Origin of the sequence: Bacillus cereus group sp. Bce019, from assembly GCF_051781745.1 — a bacterium.
GTDB lineage: Bacteria > Bacillota > Bacilli > Bacillales > Bacillaceae_G > Bacillus_A > Bacillus_A cereus.
This window is the reverse complement of record NZ_JBPWJX010000003.1, coordinates 82,597-100,073: the sequence shown is the minus strand read 5'-3', so window position 1 is coordinate 100,073 and position 17,477 is coordinate 82,597. Positions and strand designations below refer to the sequence as shown.

Below are 17,477 nucleotides of genomic sequence, written 5' to 3'. Positions count from 1 at the left end.
TGTCTGCACATAAAGTAAATATGTAAACGAAAAGATACTTGACAAAGGATATCCTTATTTACATAAAAAAATGACAAATCCTGATCGATATAACGAGCAGGATTTGTTTACTAGTATTTAAAGTAGAATAATTGAATCTTTCTTTTCTACTTTTACTACATCTACATCCAATTCATCATCAAATTCTTTAAACTCTCTTGCATCTATGTCAGTAATATAACTCTTTATTACCTTTTCCATATGCATGGAATATGTCATGTGTACATTCTTTTTCGAAAGCATACTAGAATTACAGCACATGTAATGTATCATTTTAGCGATATAATCCCTTTCTACAGGTTTTACACCTAATGGTAGAATTTCAAGTATATATCGCTGAAAAATCCCACTACAATTAAGTGAATATTCACCAGTGCTATAATACATCCCTTTTTGATCTGCATATAAGCCAATGCTATCTAAAGCATCATCACATTCTATTAAACCGTAACTTGGTACATCAAAACCTGTATTTATTCTAATAATATTTAAATTTGGAACCTTTAACACCTCTGGAACAATATTAGGTAAAATATCTATATTAATTTCTTTATTTTGTAACTCTTTTATCCAATATTTTCTCAATTTTGCATCTACAATGAAATAAACTTGTTCATTTTGTTCTTTTGCATATTGTACAATTTCCATTAATGTTTCGAAAACATATTGTTTAAAAAGAGCCCCCATATCATTTCTCTTTGATGGTTGTGGTAAAAATGTATTATGTTTATTTATATTTAATAATACGCAATCAATCGTTTGCCACTCTGTACTCCCATATAATTTATATAAAATTTCTTTTCCTTTTATTTTTGAAAAAATAAGTAAGAAATCGAATTTCGATATTCGTTCAATTGATAAATTAACATATATACAAGGTAAATTTATCTTATTCCAACTACGCTTCAAAAATCCTTTTTGCTCTAATAAACTAAAAACACTATTTACAATTGTTTTACGAGATACACTTTGGCCTATAAATAAATTAATAAATGTTGAAATACGGTTTGCTCGTGCAAATCCCTCTCTAATGATTTGTTTTGGATCAATTTTTTCTCGTCCATCACAATTTTTCAATGCGATTAATGCTAATGTCGCATCACTGCACTCGCCCGCGGTAGCATAGACAGCTTTCTTAACATCATCTACAAGATTTGTTTTATATTTTTGGCAATATTGCATTTTATATGGATTTTGTAACAACTTTTCAATATTGTATCTCACAATCTTTAATAACACTGGAAAATCTGTATTCAATACATAAGAATTTTCACCAACTTTAGTTAAAACAATTTTGCTATCAAGTAATGCTTGTTCTATTTCCAGCGCTATATTTTCAGACCAAACTTCTAATGTTAATGTCTCTAATCCTTTTGGTGCAAATAAAGGAAATAATTCATTTTTGTTATTTGTTGCTACCTTTTTACATTCTGGAAGTATTGTGAAACAAGAGAATTTACGCTGAAATTCTTTAAATAAATACTCTCTTTCCTTTACTGTTATACCCGGTTCTATTTTAGTACCTTGAACTTTATAAATTCTCTCATTGTATGGAAATAACACCCTTTTATTTTCTCCTACAATATAATCTTTCGGATATTGGAGAATATGGTCTAAATCCACCTCTCCTCCTATTTGAAAATCATCTTTTAAATTTCTAAATATCTTAATCCATTTCATGCCGGTTGTAGCTTGTTGTATTTTTAGTTTTACAAACCGTATTTTTTTATTATTTGACGCAAACTCTGAGGTAGAAATCAATATCATGCCTCGTTTCCGTCTTAAAAGTAAAGGAATATCTGGATGATTATATTCTTGATAAAATCTCCGAATCCCTATTGAAATATTTAATAATGGAGCGTTCTCACCACCGCGGGTTATGCATTCGAATCGATATACATAGGAGAAAAAATCTTGTGTTTTTTCATCTTTTATCGGCCCTGACATCGCCTCACAAATATTTTGTGATCTAAGAGGGGAAAAATAGATTTCTTCTTCATTTGTATTTTTTAAATATATAGGACGCTCACAAAAAATATGTGAGATTAAAGCGGGCACCCACTTAGAATACGTTTCATTATCATGTAGTACTGGCAAATTAGAAATCAAATCGGATTGCCATTCATATTTTGGTGGTTCTACTAATCTATTTGGTTTCCAATCATGAATAATCTCATACCAACTTTGAAAAATATAATCGAGCTGCTCTTGTCTAATAGGTTCTTTCGATACAATCCATGGTGTATTTTCATTTAATACGTATGGGTTATGCTGAATAAACAATATATCCGAAAACATATCATACAATCTTTCATTCAAACGTTTCAACTTACTCGTTAATAAAAATGTCTTATAATGTATCTCTACGATGTCCAGCCATTCAATAGGAAAGTATATAAATGATACCTTTTCATTTAAAAGGGGTTCTACTATATTTTCAAATGTTAGCAGCCTTAATTTTTTCATAAAATGATTCCTTCCTTTCTTCAGTTGTCTTGATTATCAAAAAGCTAGAACAATAGTTACTTAATCTAATCCATTTAAACCAAGTATTTAAAAGAAACGTAAAAACTGTTTATCTACATAAATTATTATCAAACCGACTCTTTCAAAAATTCAAAGTAATTATCATGTATAACACCTCTATTATATTTGTATTTCAATACATTCGAATTATACATTATATATAATGCATTGTACTTATCATTTACAATAACTTTACAAAAAAACCAAAAAAGAACACCTTAATTCGGTGCCCTTTTTACAAATATGAACCTTTATGCAATTGAACATATAGATAACAGTAATCCCCAAAATGAAATTGCTCCTGTTAAACAAATACAATCAGCAAGACAAATAGAAGACTGCGATAATGGAACAAATGACCTACTTGTACTCGAACCATATTGTTTTATTTTCTCATAATTCACATCTAACATTAGATGTAAACATGTTACACCATCCTCAATAGTATGTAGAGGTTCTTTTTCTAATCGCTCCAATAATTTACTATCAAAAGCAACTGATAGAGGATACTGCTTATCTAATTTCATATTTTGATAAATTAGTTGCAAACGAGATAATATATTGTTTTTCTTCTTTTCAGATGTTACTGTACATTTCATTTTATTAAATTCATTTAATAACAGTGTCAATTCATCTCTTTTTCCGTATAAATCTTTAGCTATTTTTCTCTTTAGTTTATACGAATGGATAATAGATTTTAGTTCAATCATATTCATACACTTCCTAATTACATATTATTTACCCAATTATTTTATAGATAAACAGTACTTTTTAATCTTATTTAAATTACACTCAAGCATCTTCACTTACTATCGATTAACATTACATTAACCTTACAAAGTTGTAATGAATTCATTAGCTAGAAGGAATCAATCCCTAAACCAGACAGATATTTGATGATAAAACCATAAGAAAAAAGCAATGATTAGATTTTAAATCTAGTCATTGCTTTATCCATCACATCTTGATTACATCTATATATCTTATTGTTACTCTTTCACTTGAATGATTGAATATATCCATTAATAATGGCTATATTCTTTGTCGGCACGTACATATAACTAATGTTTTTTAATTGATAAAGTGAAACTTTAATCAGCTCTCACCAATCGGGCTTTTATGGGCAGTCCGCCACCTAACTTCTCTTTGCTCTCGCTGAATTTTTTTGGGGATGTTACTGCCCGCATCTAGCAAGATAGATGTTATCAATATTCATACGTTACAATAGTACCGGTAGTATCAGTAAAACCATCAAAACAGTTAGAGCAACCACCACAACCGCCACAGCGACGAGCAGCATCTTCAATATAGTAATATGGATATTGGTTTTGCTGGTCCCAATAGACAATATTTCCAGATCGGTAATCATTAAGACTTAACGCTTGTAGTTCTTGTTGAAACTGATTCATTTTCATAACCTCCGTTTATAAAATACAACCTCATCGATGCTTCCCTATGTTTCTGTTCGTTACATCTAAGTAGGAATAGCGCTATAAACTAAGTTCAATACGTACACCAACAAAGTATGACTTATCACTAAATGATGCACCTTGTTCATATACCTATTTTTGCTATGGGCTCATTTTTATAAAGTGAAACTTTAATCAGTGGGGTTTTGTTCATCCCCTACCTAACTTCTTTGCTTCCGCTGAATTTTGAGGTGGGGGGCTTACTGCCCGGCAAATAGCGTGATAAATAAAAATTAAAAAATATGAATTCTATCGTCATATCTTCATACCTACTAAATTCAATTAATTTCTCAATAATTATGTTGTCATATCCTATATATTTCCGTCTGCCGCTTAGATTTTTCTGTACTGTAAATGCCTTTCGCTATAACACCTCCAAGTAACCGGTTTCTATGACAGATAAGAAATTCCTACAAAGAAAAAAGCCCTTATTAGGGCTTTTCATTCTATTTCTCCAGCAAAACTCTCTATGAAATTCCTAATAGAAAAAAGACACACTTAGATTGATGCGTCTTTTTGTGATGCCTCTTTTGTGAAATCATATAAAGCAATTGCGCCTAAAAGAACAAGTATACCTTGAGGAACATCTAGCAAAATAGTTTTCCAAATTTCTGGAATTACCCATTTAATATCTGCTGCTGTTTCAAGATATGTTTGGAAATAGCTGATTGTAAAATTAATTATCCCTAAAAATACAAACAACGATAAACCAAATCGAATTAATTTCTTATTTGTAAACATATAACACCTCTCAAAATTCATTGGATATTCCTGCTTTTGCTTCTTTATATTTCCATATCTTTATATCTAATTTTAACACATAAAGAACTCAAAAAATACGATATGCATATTTGCATATCGTATTAACAACACTCCATGATAATTTAGGAATTCCTGCGAAGAAAAAACAACTCCGTTACAGCTAATAGCTCGGGTTTCTTTTCTTATTTAACTTCATACCACCAACATTTACGTTCTTTAATTGTAAAATAAATGTGACAGAAGTTTATCCAGTTAATGCGTAGACAAGTAAATGAGCTAAATTATCGATATTCTATTTCGCCATATCCGTAGCACTAATGACTTTATGCAAATTTGACAAGAAAAAATATATAGATAGGTATGATCCAGACCTATCTATAACATTACTTCTATTCTTTATCCAATTACATCTTTTACGTCTGTATCCACTGGCCACTTTTCTAATGTATAAGCCATTTCCCAAAATGAATATTCATATTGACTGCTAATAATAAAATGCTGTTTCATACGTTTGCGGTCTGCCTCTGTTACTTTTTCAGCGATAGTATCTAAACGTGTAATTTGTTCTTCAACTAGCGTACGGAACCAATCAGATCCATAAGCAGAAATCCATTCGTTATAAATTGGCTCTTCCGGCTGGCACTCTTTTAAGCGTTCGCCAATTTCATAATACAACCAATAGCAAGGTAAAATTGCTGCAATGATATCTCCTAAATGCCCTTCATACGCAGCACGATACATATGTGAAGTATACGCATATGCAGTTGGCGCAGGAATAAAATTATCTTTTTCTTCTTTCGTTATCCCTAGTTTTTTAGCAAAATTCTCATGTAAAGATAACTCGGCCTCATATGTATTTTGAGCATGATATGCCATACGAGCTGTCGTCTCTAATTCAAGAGCTTTTGCAGCTCCTAAAGTTTGTACTCTAGCAAAATGACTCAAATAATATGAATCTTGAAGCACATAATAGCGAAAACTAGCTAAATCTAATGTTCCTTCACCAAGTTTTTTTACAAAAGGATGGTTAAAACTCGCTTCCCAAATTGAATCTACTTCTTTACGTAATGATTGTGAAAAAGTCATTTAAATCCCTCCAATAATGTATAAAATATAAGTATTTATCCACAATTATTAAAGCTGTAAAATAAAAAAACTTTCTTTACAGGCGTAAAGAAAGTGAAATTGACAGTATTTATTTACTCATTAAATAGCAACGTCTTTCCCACTTCCCTACGCTGGCATTAACCAGATCAGGTACTAAGAGTCTCAAAATCACATTTGATCTCAGCCTATAAAAGGCCCCCCTAGTGGATAAATATTTTATTTTTATAATGTATTCATCATAGCATACTTCGTGAAACTGTCAAAAGAATTAGTTATATAATCTCCTTAAAACCCTTCTTCATTTCTAACTTTTAATGATGTTTCAATAATCATATCTAATAGTTTGCTATAACTAATTCCCGCTGCTTCTGCACTTTTGGGCAATAGGCTTGATTGTGTCATCCCTGGTAATGTATTAATTTCCATTACATATGGAATTCCGTCCTTCACCATCATATCAACTCTTGCATAAACACTACATTTTAATGCTTTATAACAAGTCAGTGAAGCTTTATTTACACGTTCATTAATTTCTGCTGGAAGTTCGATAACTTCCTCAACCGTACTAGTATCATCATATTTTGCATTGTAATCAAAGAACTCGGCTGCATGTCGAATTGAAACTATAGGTAACTGTTTTCCATCCAGAATAGAACATGTAATTTCATCACCTTTTATATACTTCTCAATTACTACTTCAGAATCCCATTCGAATACAGTTTCTAGCATTGAGATCAATTCATTTTTATTGTAAACGATTTTCACCCCGACACTCGATCCGCCAGAGTTTGGTTTTACCACTAATGGAAATCCTAACTTATCTAACTCATCAAGATTTAGATCCTCCATTTTTGTAAGTTCAATCCAATCTGGTGTTTCTACACCTTCATAACGTAAAATCTTTTTCGAAATATTTTTATCCATACATATACTGCTAGATAACATATTACTTCCGCTATAAGGAATCCCTAAACTCTCCAGTGTTCCTTGAACTGTCCCATCTTCTCCGTATTTTCCGTGTAATGCGAGCAATGCAAAGTCAATGTCTTTCGCTTTTTCAATTAAATCCATTTTTTCGTTTAATGTAATTGGAACTATTTCATACTTATTTTTATCTAAATGAGCAATCATTTCATTCCCCGTCATAATTGAAACTTGTTTTTCAGACGATACCCCGCCCATAATAACACCGATTTTCATTTTCTCAACTCCAAATTTCATTTTTTAATGTATCACCAATTATTTTAATTCCCCGAACTATTTCTTCTTCTTTCAAGCGCGAAAACCCTAATCGGAAAGTGTTCGCTCCTTCTCCATCAGAGTAAAAAACATCTCCAGGTGAAAACGTAACGCCTTTCTCATAACACTTTTGTAAAAGTGTGCGGGCATTCATATGCTCTTCTAGCTCTATAAATAAATGAAGTCCACCATCTCCAGTCATTCTTTTAAAAGGAATGTACTGGTTACATGCCCCGACAGCTAACTCATATTTTTTCTTATAAACAGATCTTGCCTTTTTTAAATATTTTTCAAAATATCCCTCATGTAAATATTGAAACAGAACAGCTTGATCTAGCGTAGATGTGTGAATCGTTCTTGCTCTTTTTACGCTTTCTAAATAATGAATCAGCTCTTTATCTGCAATAATCCAGCCTACACGTAAACCAGGGAAAAGCACCTTTGAAAAGCTACTAATATAAATCACATTATTGCCAGCTCCCGCAAAAGTTAATAATGGAGCTAAATGTGAACCTGAATAACGTAATTCTTCATTAAATCCGTCCTCTATAATAGGAACGTTGTATTTTGAGAATAACCTCATCAATTCCGTTCTTTTCTCTGAACTCGTAACAATACCGGTTGGATTATGATAAGAAGGAATTAAATAAGCAAAATCAAAATCTTTTTCACGCAAACTTTTTTCAACTTCATTCGTATCAATACCATCCTCATGCATATCAATCCCATGAACTTCAAGTCCATGTAAACGGAAAAGCTTAAGTGCAGCATGGTGAGTTGGATTCTCACAAATGACACGACCGGATTTTTTTGATAAAGAAGAGAGTACAATATCCAATCCTTCTGTAAATCCATTTGTAATTAGAATATCTTTATTCGAAATGTCTACACCTTTCATCTCCATGTAATGAAGTAAATAATTCATTAACGGTCTATATCCCTTTGCATATCCGTAGTTCAATATGATGTCCCCTTCAATGGACATACGAGTAAGAAAAGCTCTTTTGAAATTTTCAACATCAAATAGCTTCTCATCCGGGGCTATACTATTAAAAACAATCATTCCCTTTTCCCAACGAACACCATGTTTCATTAAATCTAATTCATCCGCTAATGCGGTCACTGTATTAAGTTTATTTTTCCAATCTATTTCAACAGACGAATTGTTAGATATATCCACCTTCGCAACAAAGTTCCCTTTTCCTTTAACTGCATAAATGAGTCCTTCTTGCTCTAAATCTGCATAAGCAGCGAGTACAGTGTTTCTACTCACACTTAGTAATTCACTTAGTTCCCTTGTTGATGGGATTTTTTGATCCCCGAGCAAATGCCCTTTCATAATCATTTTCTTCAAATAATCTTTCAATTGAATATAAACGGGACGTTCTTTAACAACTTTAAAATCCTTAAACAATTTCTTACCCCCTGCAATCATTTTTGCATATTTATTTCATTCTCAAAAGGTCCACGGCATATGTATTTTTTATAAAGGGCGGTACGGTCTTACAAATCTTTTCGATATAAGTTTATTACATCTTTTAAAGCTGCAGCTGCAGCGCCTCTTGGATTAGAAGCCCCACCAATTGTAGTAACTTGTCCCATCGTATCTGTAAAGAACGTAATTCCTTTTTCGGTTCCATTTACTTTTGCTAACGGATGATCTTTTTCTATTTCGCACGGTTCAACAGTTAAATTGACATTGCCACCCTCATCCTTATATGCTGATGCTATTAATTTAATAATTTTATGTTGTTCCTTAGCATTTCGAATTTGCTGTTTTGTAACGTGCTCGATTCCTTTTATATGTATATCAGTAAGTGTTTTCTCTGTTTCCATTAAGCTGTTTGTCAAAAGTAACAATTTACACGCACTATCTGAACCGCTTATATCTAATATAGGGTTTGTCTCAGCAATTCCTTTATTTTGTGCTTCTTTCAGTGCTTCTTCAAATGTCATATCTTCCTCATACATTTTCGTAAGAATATAATTAGTTGTTCCATTTAATATTCCTTCTATTTTTTCAATACTGCAACCGGCTAAACTAAATTGTCCAATATCTAGTGTCGGTAGTGCAGCGGCTGTTGCACCGCTATATCGAATTCGTATATTTGCGCCTTTTGCTGCTTCATTTATTTCTCTCCAATTTGTAACGAGCGCACCTTTAGAAATTGCTACTATATCCATCTGTTTTTCAATCGCTTGTTTCATATATTGTTTCCCTGGATTTCCATCTTTAAGATTTGTAACTGTTGATTCTACCAATACAGTACCACTTATGCTAGTTGTTGCACGTTCCTTCGGATGATACTCTAAATATTTTTCAATTGCAGCGGTACCGCCACCATACATTAATAAATGATGAAGTGATAAGCCGTCTTCATTATGTATTGCAATATTTCTCCCTAATACGCCGCTTACAACTAATTGAATCCCATATGTTTCATATATATATGAATATTTTTCATTTAATAATTTTATAAACTCTCTGCCTACTGTTCCGTATCCTGATAATACAACTTGAATTTTCATAATATCCCCCCATATTTTTCTACCAAATCACTCTTTCAATATAATATAAAGCGCTCTCGAATTCCATCGAGAGCGCTTTATTATTACCTATTTCGGTAAACGTGATAGCTTTTCAGCAATTGTTCTATAAAACTCTTGAATGCTAGAAAAACCTAACGAGTCTGAAACACTTAACCCTACCATGTCGAGATGGTCCCAATTCGCTTTCGTTTCGATATGATTCCATTTTCCAATCTGTAATGACTCATTATTATTTACAGTAACATTAGAAGATGGTGCAATCATAGAATTTGTATTTACTACACCATCATTTTGCCACCAAGAAGTATCAACTAGTGGACGGTTTTCTTCATATCTCGCATAAGAACCTAAGAAAAATGCATTTCCCATTAACACTTTATTCATCGTTATATGAGGCAAATGTAAACCTGTTATAGGTGCTGCTTGTGATGCATGTCCACTATAGGATAAATAATACACATCTGGTTGCGTCTTTACCCAATTATTTAACTCCTTTGCACCATCTGTACTTAAATCCCATTGACTTATATCTTTTGTATTTTTCCAAAGTGAACTATTTAGAATACGATTACTATATTGGAAAAAGGACTCTCCAGCATTCTTCTTTATACCCCATTGATCCAATTTAAAATCATATAATGATAAATTATTGTTTCCTCCAAAGCTTGCAGCTGTAATGAGTAAATCTTTAACGAACGGCAGTAGAAGACTACCATCCGCAAGTGTTGTACCGTTGTGAGGGGTTGCTAATGTTGTAACACTATGAACGTATGATTTTCCGCCTTCAAATAGTGGTGATATTTTGGTGTCTGGGTGATTTTTCACATAATTCTTTTCTTCAAAACTACCTTCTTTTAATAGCTGTACTAATGTTCTAATCGTTTGTCCACCCATGCTATGTCCAACTAAATGAACTTTATTTGTTTCACTCCAATTCGGCGCAAAACCACTATAAGTTCTGCCAAAACGATTATGTCCATGTTTCTCAGCATGGACTGCACCATAGTCTACTGTCCCACCGCTAATTTGTGCATACAATTCACATGCACGATCCCAGTTACTAGAAACAGGTCCAACAGCTGCGGTATGTACCGTATAACCATTTCGTTTCAAATCTTCCTGTATATCATGAACACCACCCCAATATTTTACGCCAAGCATTTCTTCTCTACCCCATCCAGCAAATCCATTCACCAATATGATAGGATAATTATTTTGTTGCCTCTCTTCAGCGTATGATATTTTCGCTGCGAATGAACATACGGTCACTAATGTAAAAAAACATATTTTTAAAAATAACTTCCCCATACTTTCTCCCCCTAATAAAACGTTTACATTTTTCTTTTTAAAAAAAATTAACAGAATAATTTAACAACTTAAACATAATGTAAAGTATTTTATATACGTTGTATATATAGAAAACATATACAAATGTTGATAAATATTAATTCAAGTAAATATTTACTTTTTACAATACAACTTGTAAATCTATTTATTTAGATTTATAATTAGATATAGTTTCCTCATGTTAAAAAGATTTAAAAACCATAAGAAAACTAATCTCATTGCTTGAAAAGGAGGAAAAATCATGCAAATCGGATCAAATATTCATACATTGTCTCAACCTACTAAAATAACTCCATCTAATCTTGAGCATAATACTATCTCTTCTACTAAACTTGAAAGTAAGAAAATAAATGATCCTATCAAGTTTGATATTCGTTTATCTGAAAAAGAAATGAAACAGCCTGAGCATAAATTTAATGAATTAGATTTATGGAAGATGTTAAAGGATAAAGGTGTTCCCTTATGGATCATCCTTGAAATGCTACAAAAGGCTCGTAAAGAAAAAGAAGCCCAAAATAATTCAGTTCAAAATTCAAATGGGATTGAGGAAACAAACGAGACTCGATTAAATGAAGTAATGTAAAGCATAATAATTGATTTGTCTATAAACTAAAAAGAGTTCGAAGGTGATGAAATTTTTATCAACTCCGAACTCTTTTTTAAGGTTTTTCGCCAATCGTTACAAATTGAAAAGATACTTCTCCTTCCAAACCTTTAATTAGCTTTTTTACTTTGACATTTTCATTAACCATTGTATTATCTGTCGACATTTTAGGTCTTTCATCACCTAGAGATTTCTTTAATTGAAGAAGGTGCATTTTCGTTTCATTTGCTTTTATTTCCTTATATACGCTATTTTTTGCTACAATCACATACGATTGCGTTGGATATTTACGAGTGTTTCCTATCCAAGTGTCACTATCGTATGTAACAGGAATCTCATTTCCTTCTATTTTAATACTTTTCATAGTCTTTTCGTCTTCATTTGTAAATAATAGCGATCCTTCTTTTGGGAATTTTGGTAACGTATCTAAAATATAATTGGAGCCATTACCTCGTTTATGAAAAATTTTTTCTTTAATCAGTGCTAGTGCTGTAGATTCATTTAAAATTAATACATGTCCATTTCCAACTTCACCTTTTTTCACAGAAAACACTTCATTTTCTTTCGTAATTTCCTGATAACGATTAATAATTGGTGAAATATTATTTTCATCTCCAATAATTAATACACCGTTTGCAGGAAATGAGTTATCCTTTTTAGAGCATGAACTAAAGCTTATTAAAAGTATTATAGTTAACATAAAAATAGTTAAAGTTCTTTTCATCACGGTTCCTTTCATAATTCATATCATTTTTTACATGCTTTTCTGTAATTTTATTAGTTGATATCCTTTATTGCTCCATAGTCTTATAAAGCTTTTGTAGGTAACGCCAACGAGTAATAAAGAAATATAAAACTTGTATACATATAAATGAAATTAAAATAAAAATCGAGCTATTTAAAATAGAAAAACTAACTAATTGTTGCAGTGCCGTATACGCTACTACAGTATGAATCACCGCAACAGCAATTGGTAAGAAGAACATTAATAATAACTGTCTCGTTACAACTTTCTTTAGCTCCCGTTTACTTAACCCCATTTTCGAAATCATTTTATACTGCTGTTGATCACGATTCAAATCAGTATATAATCGGAAATAAATAAAACTAGCAGCAAATGTAAAGAAAACGATTCCGACTAAAACACTTGCCATAAGTAATAAACCATTCTTTTGCTTTGCCTCCAACAAGTTTAATGTTAAAGCTTCAAAGTAGAAATCTCTGTCCCTAAGATCTTTATCGAATATACTCTTTAATTGATTGGAAATCTGTTTCGTTTTTATCCAATCATCTACAACAAATCCGTAAGTACGATGTTGAATATCTTCATCCTCTGGATTACTCGTCAAAGGAATTTCATCATACACATGATCTTGAACAGCAATATAAATACTACTAGAATCATGTGGTAAAACTAAATTCTCTACAGTTTTCTTCACACGAAATGTCTTTGTCCAATCTCCTTGAATGACTTCAATATTTTTTTTATAGTCACCATTTTTAAATTCTTGCTTTTGTGACACCCTCCCAGGGATTAGTAAAATTTCATCTTCTTTTTCAATCGTTTCATGTTGGTACCCGAGTGCTCTCGTAAGTTCGTTATATTCACTTAATTTCAATACATTTACGTTACTTTCTGTAAATTTACTTGAAGATGAAGCCATTCGATACGGAATATTTGTATCCAAGAGATGTTTTTTTATAATAGAGAGATGTTTATCTACCAATTTGTTGTTTTCAGAGCTTTCATACAGAAATGTATATGGGTTTGTCATCCACACTAAATTTCTATTACCAATAGCAGCTGTTGTACCAATAGCTGTAAAAGCAACTGCTGAAATAATAGATACAATAAAAAACATCGTTGCATTATCTTTCATACGGTAAATTAATTCAGAAAACGTTAATATATTTGTTCTTTTTAAAAAGAAAGATTCTCTCCTTTTAGCAAGATGTAATATATAAACGCTACACTGTGTATATAAAAAGTACGTTCCTATAATTACTAGTAAGACACCCATTCCAAGTGTAGTAAAACTGGAACTTGAAATAAAGCGAAATACTGAGAAATATCCATATCCTATACTAATTAAAGAAAGCAGTGATAATAAAATTGAAGATTTCGGTTCAGGTTTTGGTTTTTCCTCTGCTCGAATAAGTTCGACAAGTTCCGTTATTTTTACCATTTTAAATGTAAATAGTGAAACAATGAAAAATAAGAAAAGAAAAGTGATAACTGTTAATAATACAGCCTTCACTGGTGTATAAAAAGGCAAACCATTATTAATCATTAATACACTTGCGCTTATCAATAAAACTAGTTTAGAAAATATGAGTCCAATGAAAATCCCTATACAAATTGAACCAAGTCCAATCAACATATTTTCAATTAATAATAATTTCTTAAACTGTCTCATTGACATACCTTGCATCATTAATATGCCAAATTCTTTCTTACGAGTTTTTAAAAATGAACTAACTGAATATAAAATAAAGAAAAATGAAAATACAAAAATCAAACCTTGCGAAATTGTAAATCCCATCGTACCATATGCACTCATTGTTGCACTTGTTGATTTTAATTCCCCTTGTAAATCAGGATGAAATAATAAAAGAGCATACGTAAAGAAAACCATAATAGAAAATGTACTACTTAAAAAATGGGCAGCATATGTACGCTTATTACGAAAAATATTATTAAATGCGAACTGACGAAAAGTCATGCCTTTTCCCTCCTAACAAAGAAAGAACATCCATAATCTTTTGATAAAAGGCTTGTCTGCTTTCACCACAATAAATTTCGTTATATAGTTGACCATCTTTAATAAATACTACTCTACTGCAAAAACTCGCAGCATACGGATCATGTGTAACTAACATCATCGTTGCTTTTTCTTCTTTATTAAGAGTATCAAGCATCTCCATTACATCATTTGAAGATTTAGAGTCCAAGTTCCCTGTTGGTTCATCCGCAAGTAATAATTGCGGCTTATGAACGATCGCACGAGCGATTGCTGTTCTTTGCGCTTGTCCCCCTGATATTTCAAACGTTCTTTTATTCAAGATATCTGTAATATTTAACTTCTCTGCAATCTCTTCCAATCGCTTGTTCATTTCTTGCACGGAAACACCATCTAAAGTCATCGGCAATACGATGTTTTCTTTTACAGTAAGTGTGCTAAGAAGATTAAATGATTGAAAAACAAATCCTAATTGTTTTCTGCGGAATAACGCTAAATCTTCTGATGATAATTGGAAAGGATTTGTACCATTTATTAAAATTTCTCCCGATGATGGAGAATCAATAGTAGATACCATATTTAATAACGTTGTTTTTCCACTACCAGATGGCCCCATAATCCCTACAAATTCACCTTCTTGAATTGATAAATCAATATCAACTAATGCTTTATAAGGTACTTTCCCTTTATATACTTTACTAATACTTTTTGCATGTAAAATTTCCATGTATATTCTCCCTTCATTTGCACTTCTCATACCAGAGTGTAAATGAATTGTCTTACATCTCATATTGATTCATCTTTCATTTATCTTACACGCTTGTAAGATTTCTGAAAAAAACGATAATTAAACTGTTTTCAAACTAAAATTAACGCATACCTATCTTATAATAATTGTATAGTTGCAGGAATTACAATGTATATTAACTCTTTATTATATACTGAGAAAAGACCGATTGCTTTATCGGTCTTTTACTACCTAAATTTATATTTTTATCCACTCAGATTTTCGCAATATATAATGATTATATATTTGATTTTCTATCCTCTGTTGGCTCTTATAAATAAACCCGCATTTTTCAATAACTTTATTTGATGCTACATTGTTAATTAAATCAATTGCGTTAAGGACATTTAAATTTGTTTCTTTAAACAAATAGTCAAATTATAGTGCCTTTATCTGCTTCGTAAGTTCTATAAACCGTTCATCCAGTGCTTTATATTCTTTGTCGTTAGAAGTTAAAAAGCTTAATTTACCTAATACTTCTTGTCTCTCTGTTTCTAACGTTAAACGTAGTTCTTCAATCTCATCTCTTGTTTTAGTAGGTTCTTCTAGCTGCTTTTGTATCGTATTGTTTGAAAACACGAGTTTTGTGTTAGTGGTTTTCTCCAGAAAATATCGATCGTGAGATACAATTACTAATGTTCCGTTATACTTAGCTAATGTATTTTCAAGTTGTTCACGTGAAGGTAGATCCAAGTGATTCGTCGGTTCGTCTAAAATGAGTACATCTTTTTCATCTAAAATATAAGCCAATAGCTTACATTTTACTCTTTCTCCCATACTCATATGCTCAATCGGCTCTTTCCATTGAGACGCTTGGAATCCTAAATGTTTCATTAAATTTTGGACTTTTCCTCTTTCTTCAAACGTCTCTTTAAAAAATAAATTTTCTGGTGTTTTATCAAGCGGTAAATCAAAAACTTCTTGTGTTAAATAGCCGATGTTTGCAGATGGTGAAATCCATATTTCTCCTTCAGCAGTTTCCGTTCCCATAATCATCTTCAGTAATGTTGTTTTCCCACTACCGTTTGGTCCAACAATCGCAACTTTCTCACCGTGCTGAATTGTAAAATTAACGTTTTCAAATAATACTTTCCCATGAAAGTCTTTTTTTAATTGCTTCACTTCTAAAAAGCGTTTTCCTACTTTTTTGTTCGCTTGAATAGAAAACTCAACTGAATATTCTTCTTTCACACGTTCTACTTTCGTTTTCTCCAGCTCTTTTTCGAGTCGTTTTCGTTTTGACTTCACTTGTGCATCCATTCGCTTCGCTTTTACACGATAGAATTCTTTCACTCCTTCTTGTTTTGTAGACTGCGCGTGTGCCTTTTGTGACCATGAACTCAATTCTTTTATATGTGTTTCTACTTGTTCTATCTTTTTTTGCTGCTTTTCATATTCACGCTGCTGCGACTTTCTTTTTTGCTCACGTGCTTTCATGTAGCTCGTATAATTACCACTATGCTCAATTAATTTTTTGTCCTCAATTGACCATATTTTTGTTGCGACAACATCTAAAAAATATCGATCATGCGATACAACGATAACTGTACCTTTCATGTTTTTTATTTGTTTAATGAGAAATCCCGTACTAATCTCATCTAAATGATTTGTCGGTTCGTCTAATATTAAGACATTAGGATTTTCAGCAAATCCTTTTGCTAATCGAATTTTCAGCTTTTCACCACCACTTAAAGTATGAAAATCGTTCGTTGGCACGCCCCATTTCGCAAGAAGTTCTGCTTCTTTTGCAATTACATCATTACTAATAAAAGATTCTATTTCTTGCTCAACATATGCTATTGTCATATTCATTTGCATCCATTCAACAGTACCTTTTGAAGGTTCAATCTTCTCATTTATTAATTGAAGTAACGTTGATTTACCAGCACCGTTTTTACCAATTAATCCAATAACATCCCCTTGTTTTACTGTCACATTTAATTTCTCTAACAACATATTTTCCTTTATTTCAACATAAACATCATTTAATTTTAATAGTTCTTTCATAATACCGATCCCTTTCATTAAGGGAGAATAAAAAATCCTCCCAAATAAATTTGGCAGGATTAGTCATTACATTATTTATACCCAAATAAGCTATTACGCAAATCAAATAGCAAAACCGTTGTTTGGAATTGGGCAGACTAATCCTATTTTTTAGAAATTGAAATTTATTGAATTTCAACATTTAAAAATAAGATTAGTTAATCATCGTCCACCCATCATTCCTTTCCGTCGTTAATAACCATATTGTACCATACTAGTACTGTATGAGTAAATGCAATTATATGTGCTGTTAAAAAGAT

14 protein-coding genes, 2 pseudogenes and 1 riboswitch are annotated in these 17,477 nt (G+C 31.8%); of the genes and pseudogenes, 1 reads left to right on the top strand and 15 read right to left on the bottom strand.

The annotated features are described in order from the left end of the window. Nucleotides 1–117: 117 nt before the first annotated feature. From ACS2QP_RS06675 to ACS2QP_RS06630, 10 genes and pseudogenes are all read right to left on the bottom strand, one after another. Nucleotides 118–2,505 carry an RNaseH domain-containing protein gene (locus ACS2QP_RS06675; protein ID WP_438882251.1) on the bottom strand — a complete coding sequence of 796 codons (2,388 nt, stop codon included), beginning with the start codon at nt 2,503–2,505 and terminating at the stop codon, nt 118–120. Nucleotides 2,506–2,816: 311 nt separating this feature from the next. Further along, nucleotides 2,817–3,281, bottom strand: coding sequence for a homoserine dehydrogenase (locus tag ACS2QP_RS06670; RefSeq protein WP_438882250.1), 465 nt, complete (start codon nt 3,279–3,281; stop codon nt 2,817–2,819). A 209-nt stretch (nt 3,282–3,490) separates the two neighbouring features. After that, nucleotides 3,491–3,625, bottom strand: a pseudogene (locus tag ACS2QP_RS06665) (site-specific integrase); the annotation flags it as partial. A 145-nt stretch (nt 3,626–3,770) separates the two neighbouring features. Beyond that, a complete protein-coding gene (locus tag ACS2QP_RS06660) occupies nt 3,771–3,974 on the bottom strand; it encodes a heterocycloanthracin/sonorensin family bacteriocin (RefSeq protein ID WP_332283135.1) in 204 nt (67 codons plus the stop codon). Nucleotides 3,975–4,532: 558 nt separating this feature from the next. Next, nucleotides 4,533–4,796 carry a DUF3937 domain-containing protein gene (locus ACS2QP_RS06655; protein ID WP_002082716.1) on the bottom strand — a complete coding sequence of 88 codons (264 nt, stop codon included), beginning with the start codon at nt 4,794–4,796 and terminating at the stop codon, nt 4,533–4,535. 396 nt (nt 4,797–5,192) lie between these two features. Continuing rightward, complete coding sequence (gene tenA / locus ACS2QP_RS06650) at nt 5,193–5,882, bottom strand: thiaminase II (protein WP_332283136.1); 690 nt, start codon at nt 5,880–5,882, stop codon at nt 5,193–5,195. 127 nt (nt 5,883–6,009) lie between these two features. Then, nucleotides 6,010–6,115: riboswitch (TPP riboswitch) on the bottom strand. 73 nt (nt 6,116–6,188) lie between these two features. Then, the gene (locus tag ACS2QP_RS06645; RefSeq protein WP_061660682.1) at nt 6,189–7,103 is read right to left on the bottom strand and encodes a D-alanine--D-alanine ligase; all 915 of its coding nucleotides are present in this window, start codon (nt 7,101–7,103) and stop codon (nt 6,189–6,191) included. 4 nt (nt 7,104–7,107) lie between these two features. After that, entirely contained in the window at nt 7,108–8,556 is a 1,449-nt protein-coding gene (locus ACS2QP_RS06640) for a PLP-dependent aminotransferase family protein (protein ID WP_332283141.1), read from the bottom strand. An 89-nt stretch (nt 8,557–8,645) separates the two neighbouring features. Beyond that, nucleotides 8,646–9,671, bottom strand: a complete 1,026-nt coding sequence (locus ACS2QP_RS06635; protein WP_332283143.1) for a homoserine dehydrogenase — start codon at nt 9,669–9,671, stop codon at nt 8,646–8,648. Between the two features lie 87 nt (nt 9,672–9,758). Next, nucleotides 9,759–11,000, bottom strand: coding sequence for an esterase/lipase family protein (locus tag ACS2QP_RS06630; protein WP_153580994.1), 1,242 nt, complete (start codon nt 10,998–11,000; stop codon nt 9,759–9,761). Nucleotides 11,001–11,280: 280 nt separating this feature from the next. Here ACS2QP_RS06630 and ACS2QP_RS06625 point away from each other — a divergent pair, with 280 nt between their 5' ends. Further along, complete coding sequence (locus ACS2QP_RS06625; RefSeq protein ID WP_001165493.1) at nt 11,281–11,622, top strand: DUF3914 domain-containing protein; 342 nt, start codon at nt 11,281–11,283, stop codon at nt 11,620–11,622. Nucleotides 11,623–11,698: 76 nt separating this feature from the next. On the opposite strand, the gene ACS2QP_RS06620 is transcribed toward ACS2QP_RS06625, so the two are convergent. The 5 genes and pseudogenes from ACS2QP_RS06620 to abc-f all read right to left on the bottom strand — a co-directional run bounded on the left by ACS2QP_RS06620 (nt 11,699) and on the right by abc-f (nt 17,178). Then, nucleotides 11,699–12,367 carry a lipoprotein BA_5634 family protein gene (locus ACS2QP_RS06620; protein WP_063547372.1) on the bottom strand — a complete coding sequence of 223 codons (669 nt, stop codon included), beginning with the start codon at nt 12,365–12,367 and terminating at the stop codon, nt 11,699–11,701. 67 nt (nt 12,368–12,434) lie between these two features. Further along, nucleotides 12,435–14,366 (bottom strand): ABC transporter permease, encoded by a 1,932-nt coding sequence (locus ACS2QP_RS06615; protein ID WP_438882249.1) that lies wholly within the window; start codon nt 14,364–14,366, stop codon nt 12,435–12,437. Beyond that, complete coding sequence (locus ACS2QP_RS06610; protein ID WP_000404284.1) at nt 14,341–15,111, bottom strand: ABC transporter ATP-binding protein; 771 nt, start codon at nt 15,109–15,111, stop codon at nt 14,341–14,343. The genes ACS2QP_RS06615 and ACS2QP_RS06610 overlap by 26 nt, the downstream gene beginning before the upstream one ends. Before the next feature lie 258 nt (nt 15,112–15,369). Beyond that, a pseudogene (locus ACS2QP_RS06605) lies at nt 15,370–15,546 on the bottom strand (GNAT family N-acetyltransferase); the annotation flags it as partial. A gap of 3 nt (nt 15,547–15,549) precedes the next feature. Next, on the bottom strand, nt 15,550–17,178 hold the full coding sequence (gene abc-f / locus ACS2QP_RS06600) for a ribosomal protection-like ABC-F family protein (protein ID WP_438882248.1): 1,629 nt from the start codon (nt 17,176–17,178) through the stop codon (nt 15,550–15,552). Between the last annotated feature and the right edge of the window lie 299 nt (nt 17,179–17,477).

Coding starts and splice junctions, on each gene's coding strand:
- ACS2QP_RS06670 (WP_438882250.1), bottom strand. CDS start 3,281: ATGAATATGATTGAACTAAAATCTATTATCCATTCGTATAAACTAAAG.
- ACS2QP_RS06610 (WP_000404284.1), bottom strand. CDS start 15,111: ATGGAAATTTTACATGCAAAAAGTATTAGTAAAGTATATAAAGGGAAA.
- ACS2QP_RS06675 (WP_438882251.1), bottom strand. CDS start 2,505: ATGAAAAAATTAAGGCTGCTAACATTTGAAAATATAGTAGAACCCCTT.
- ACS2QP_RS06645 (WP_061660682.1), bottom strand. CDS start 7,103: ATGAAAATCGGTGTTATTATGGGCGGGGTATCGTCTGAAAAACAAGTT.
- ACS2QP_RS06635 (WP_332283143.1), bottom strand. CDS start 9,671: ATGAAAATTCAAGTTGTATTATCAGGATACGGAACAGTAGGCAGAGAG.
- ACS2QP_RS06655 (WP_002082716.1), bottom strand. CDS start 4,796: ATGAATTTTGAGAGGTGTTATATGTTTACAAATAAGAAATTAATTCGA.
- ACS2QP_RS06620 (WP_063547372.1), bottom strand. CDS start 12,367: ATGAAAAGAACTTTAACTATTTTTATGTTAACTATAATACTTTTAATA.
- ACS2QP_RS06630 (WP_153580994.1), bottom strand. CDS start 11,000: ATGGGGAAGTTATTTTTAAAAATATGTTTTTTTACATTAGTGACCGTA.
- tenA (WP_332283136.1), bottom strand. CDS start 5,882: ATGACTTTTTCACAATCATTACGTAAAGAAGTAGATTCAATTTGGGAA.
- ACS2QP_RS06660 (WP_332283135.1), bottom strand. CDS start 3,974: ATGAATCAGTTTCAACAAGAACTACAAGCGTTAAGTCTTAATGATTAC.
- ACS2QP_RS06625 (WP_001165493.1), top strand. CDS start 11,281: ATGCAAATCGGATCAAATATTCATACATTGTCTCAACCTACTAAAATA.
- abc-f (WP_438882248.1), bottom strand. CDS start 17,178: ATGAAAGAACTATTAAAATTAAATGATGTTTATGTTGAAATAAAGGAA.
- ACS2QP_RS06615 (WP_438882249.1), bottom strand. CDS start 14,366: ATGACTTTTCGTCAGTTCGCATTTAATAATATTTTTCGTAATAAGCGT.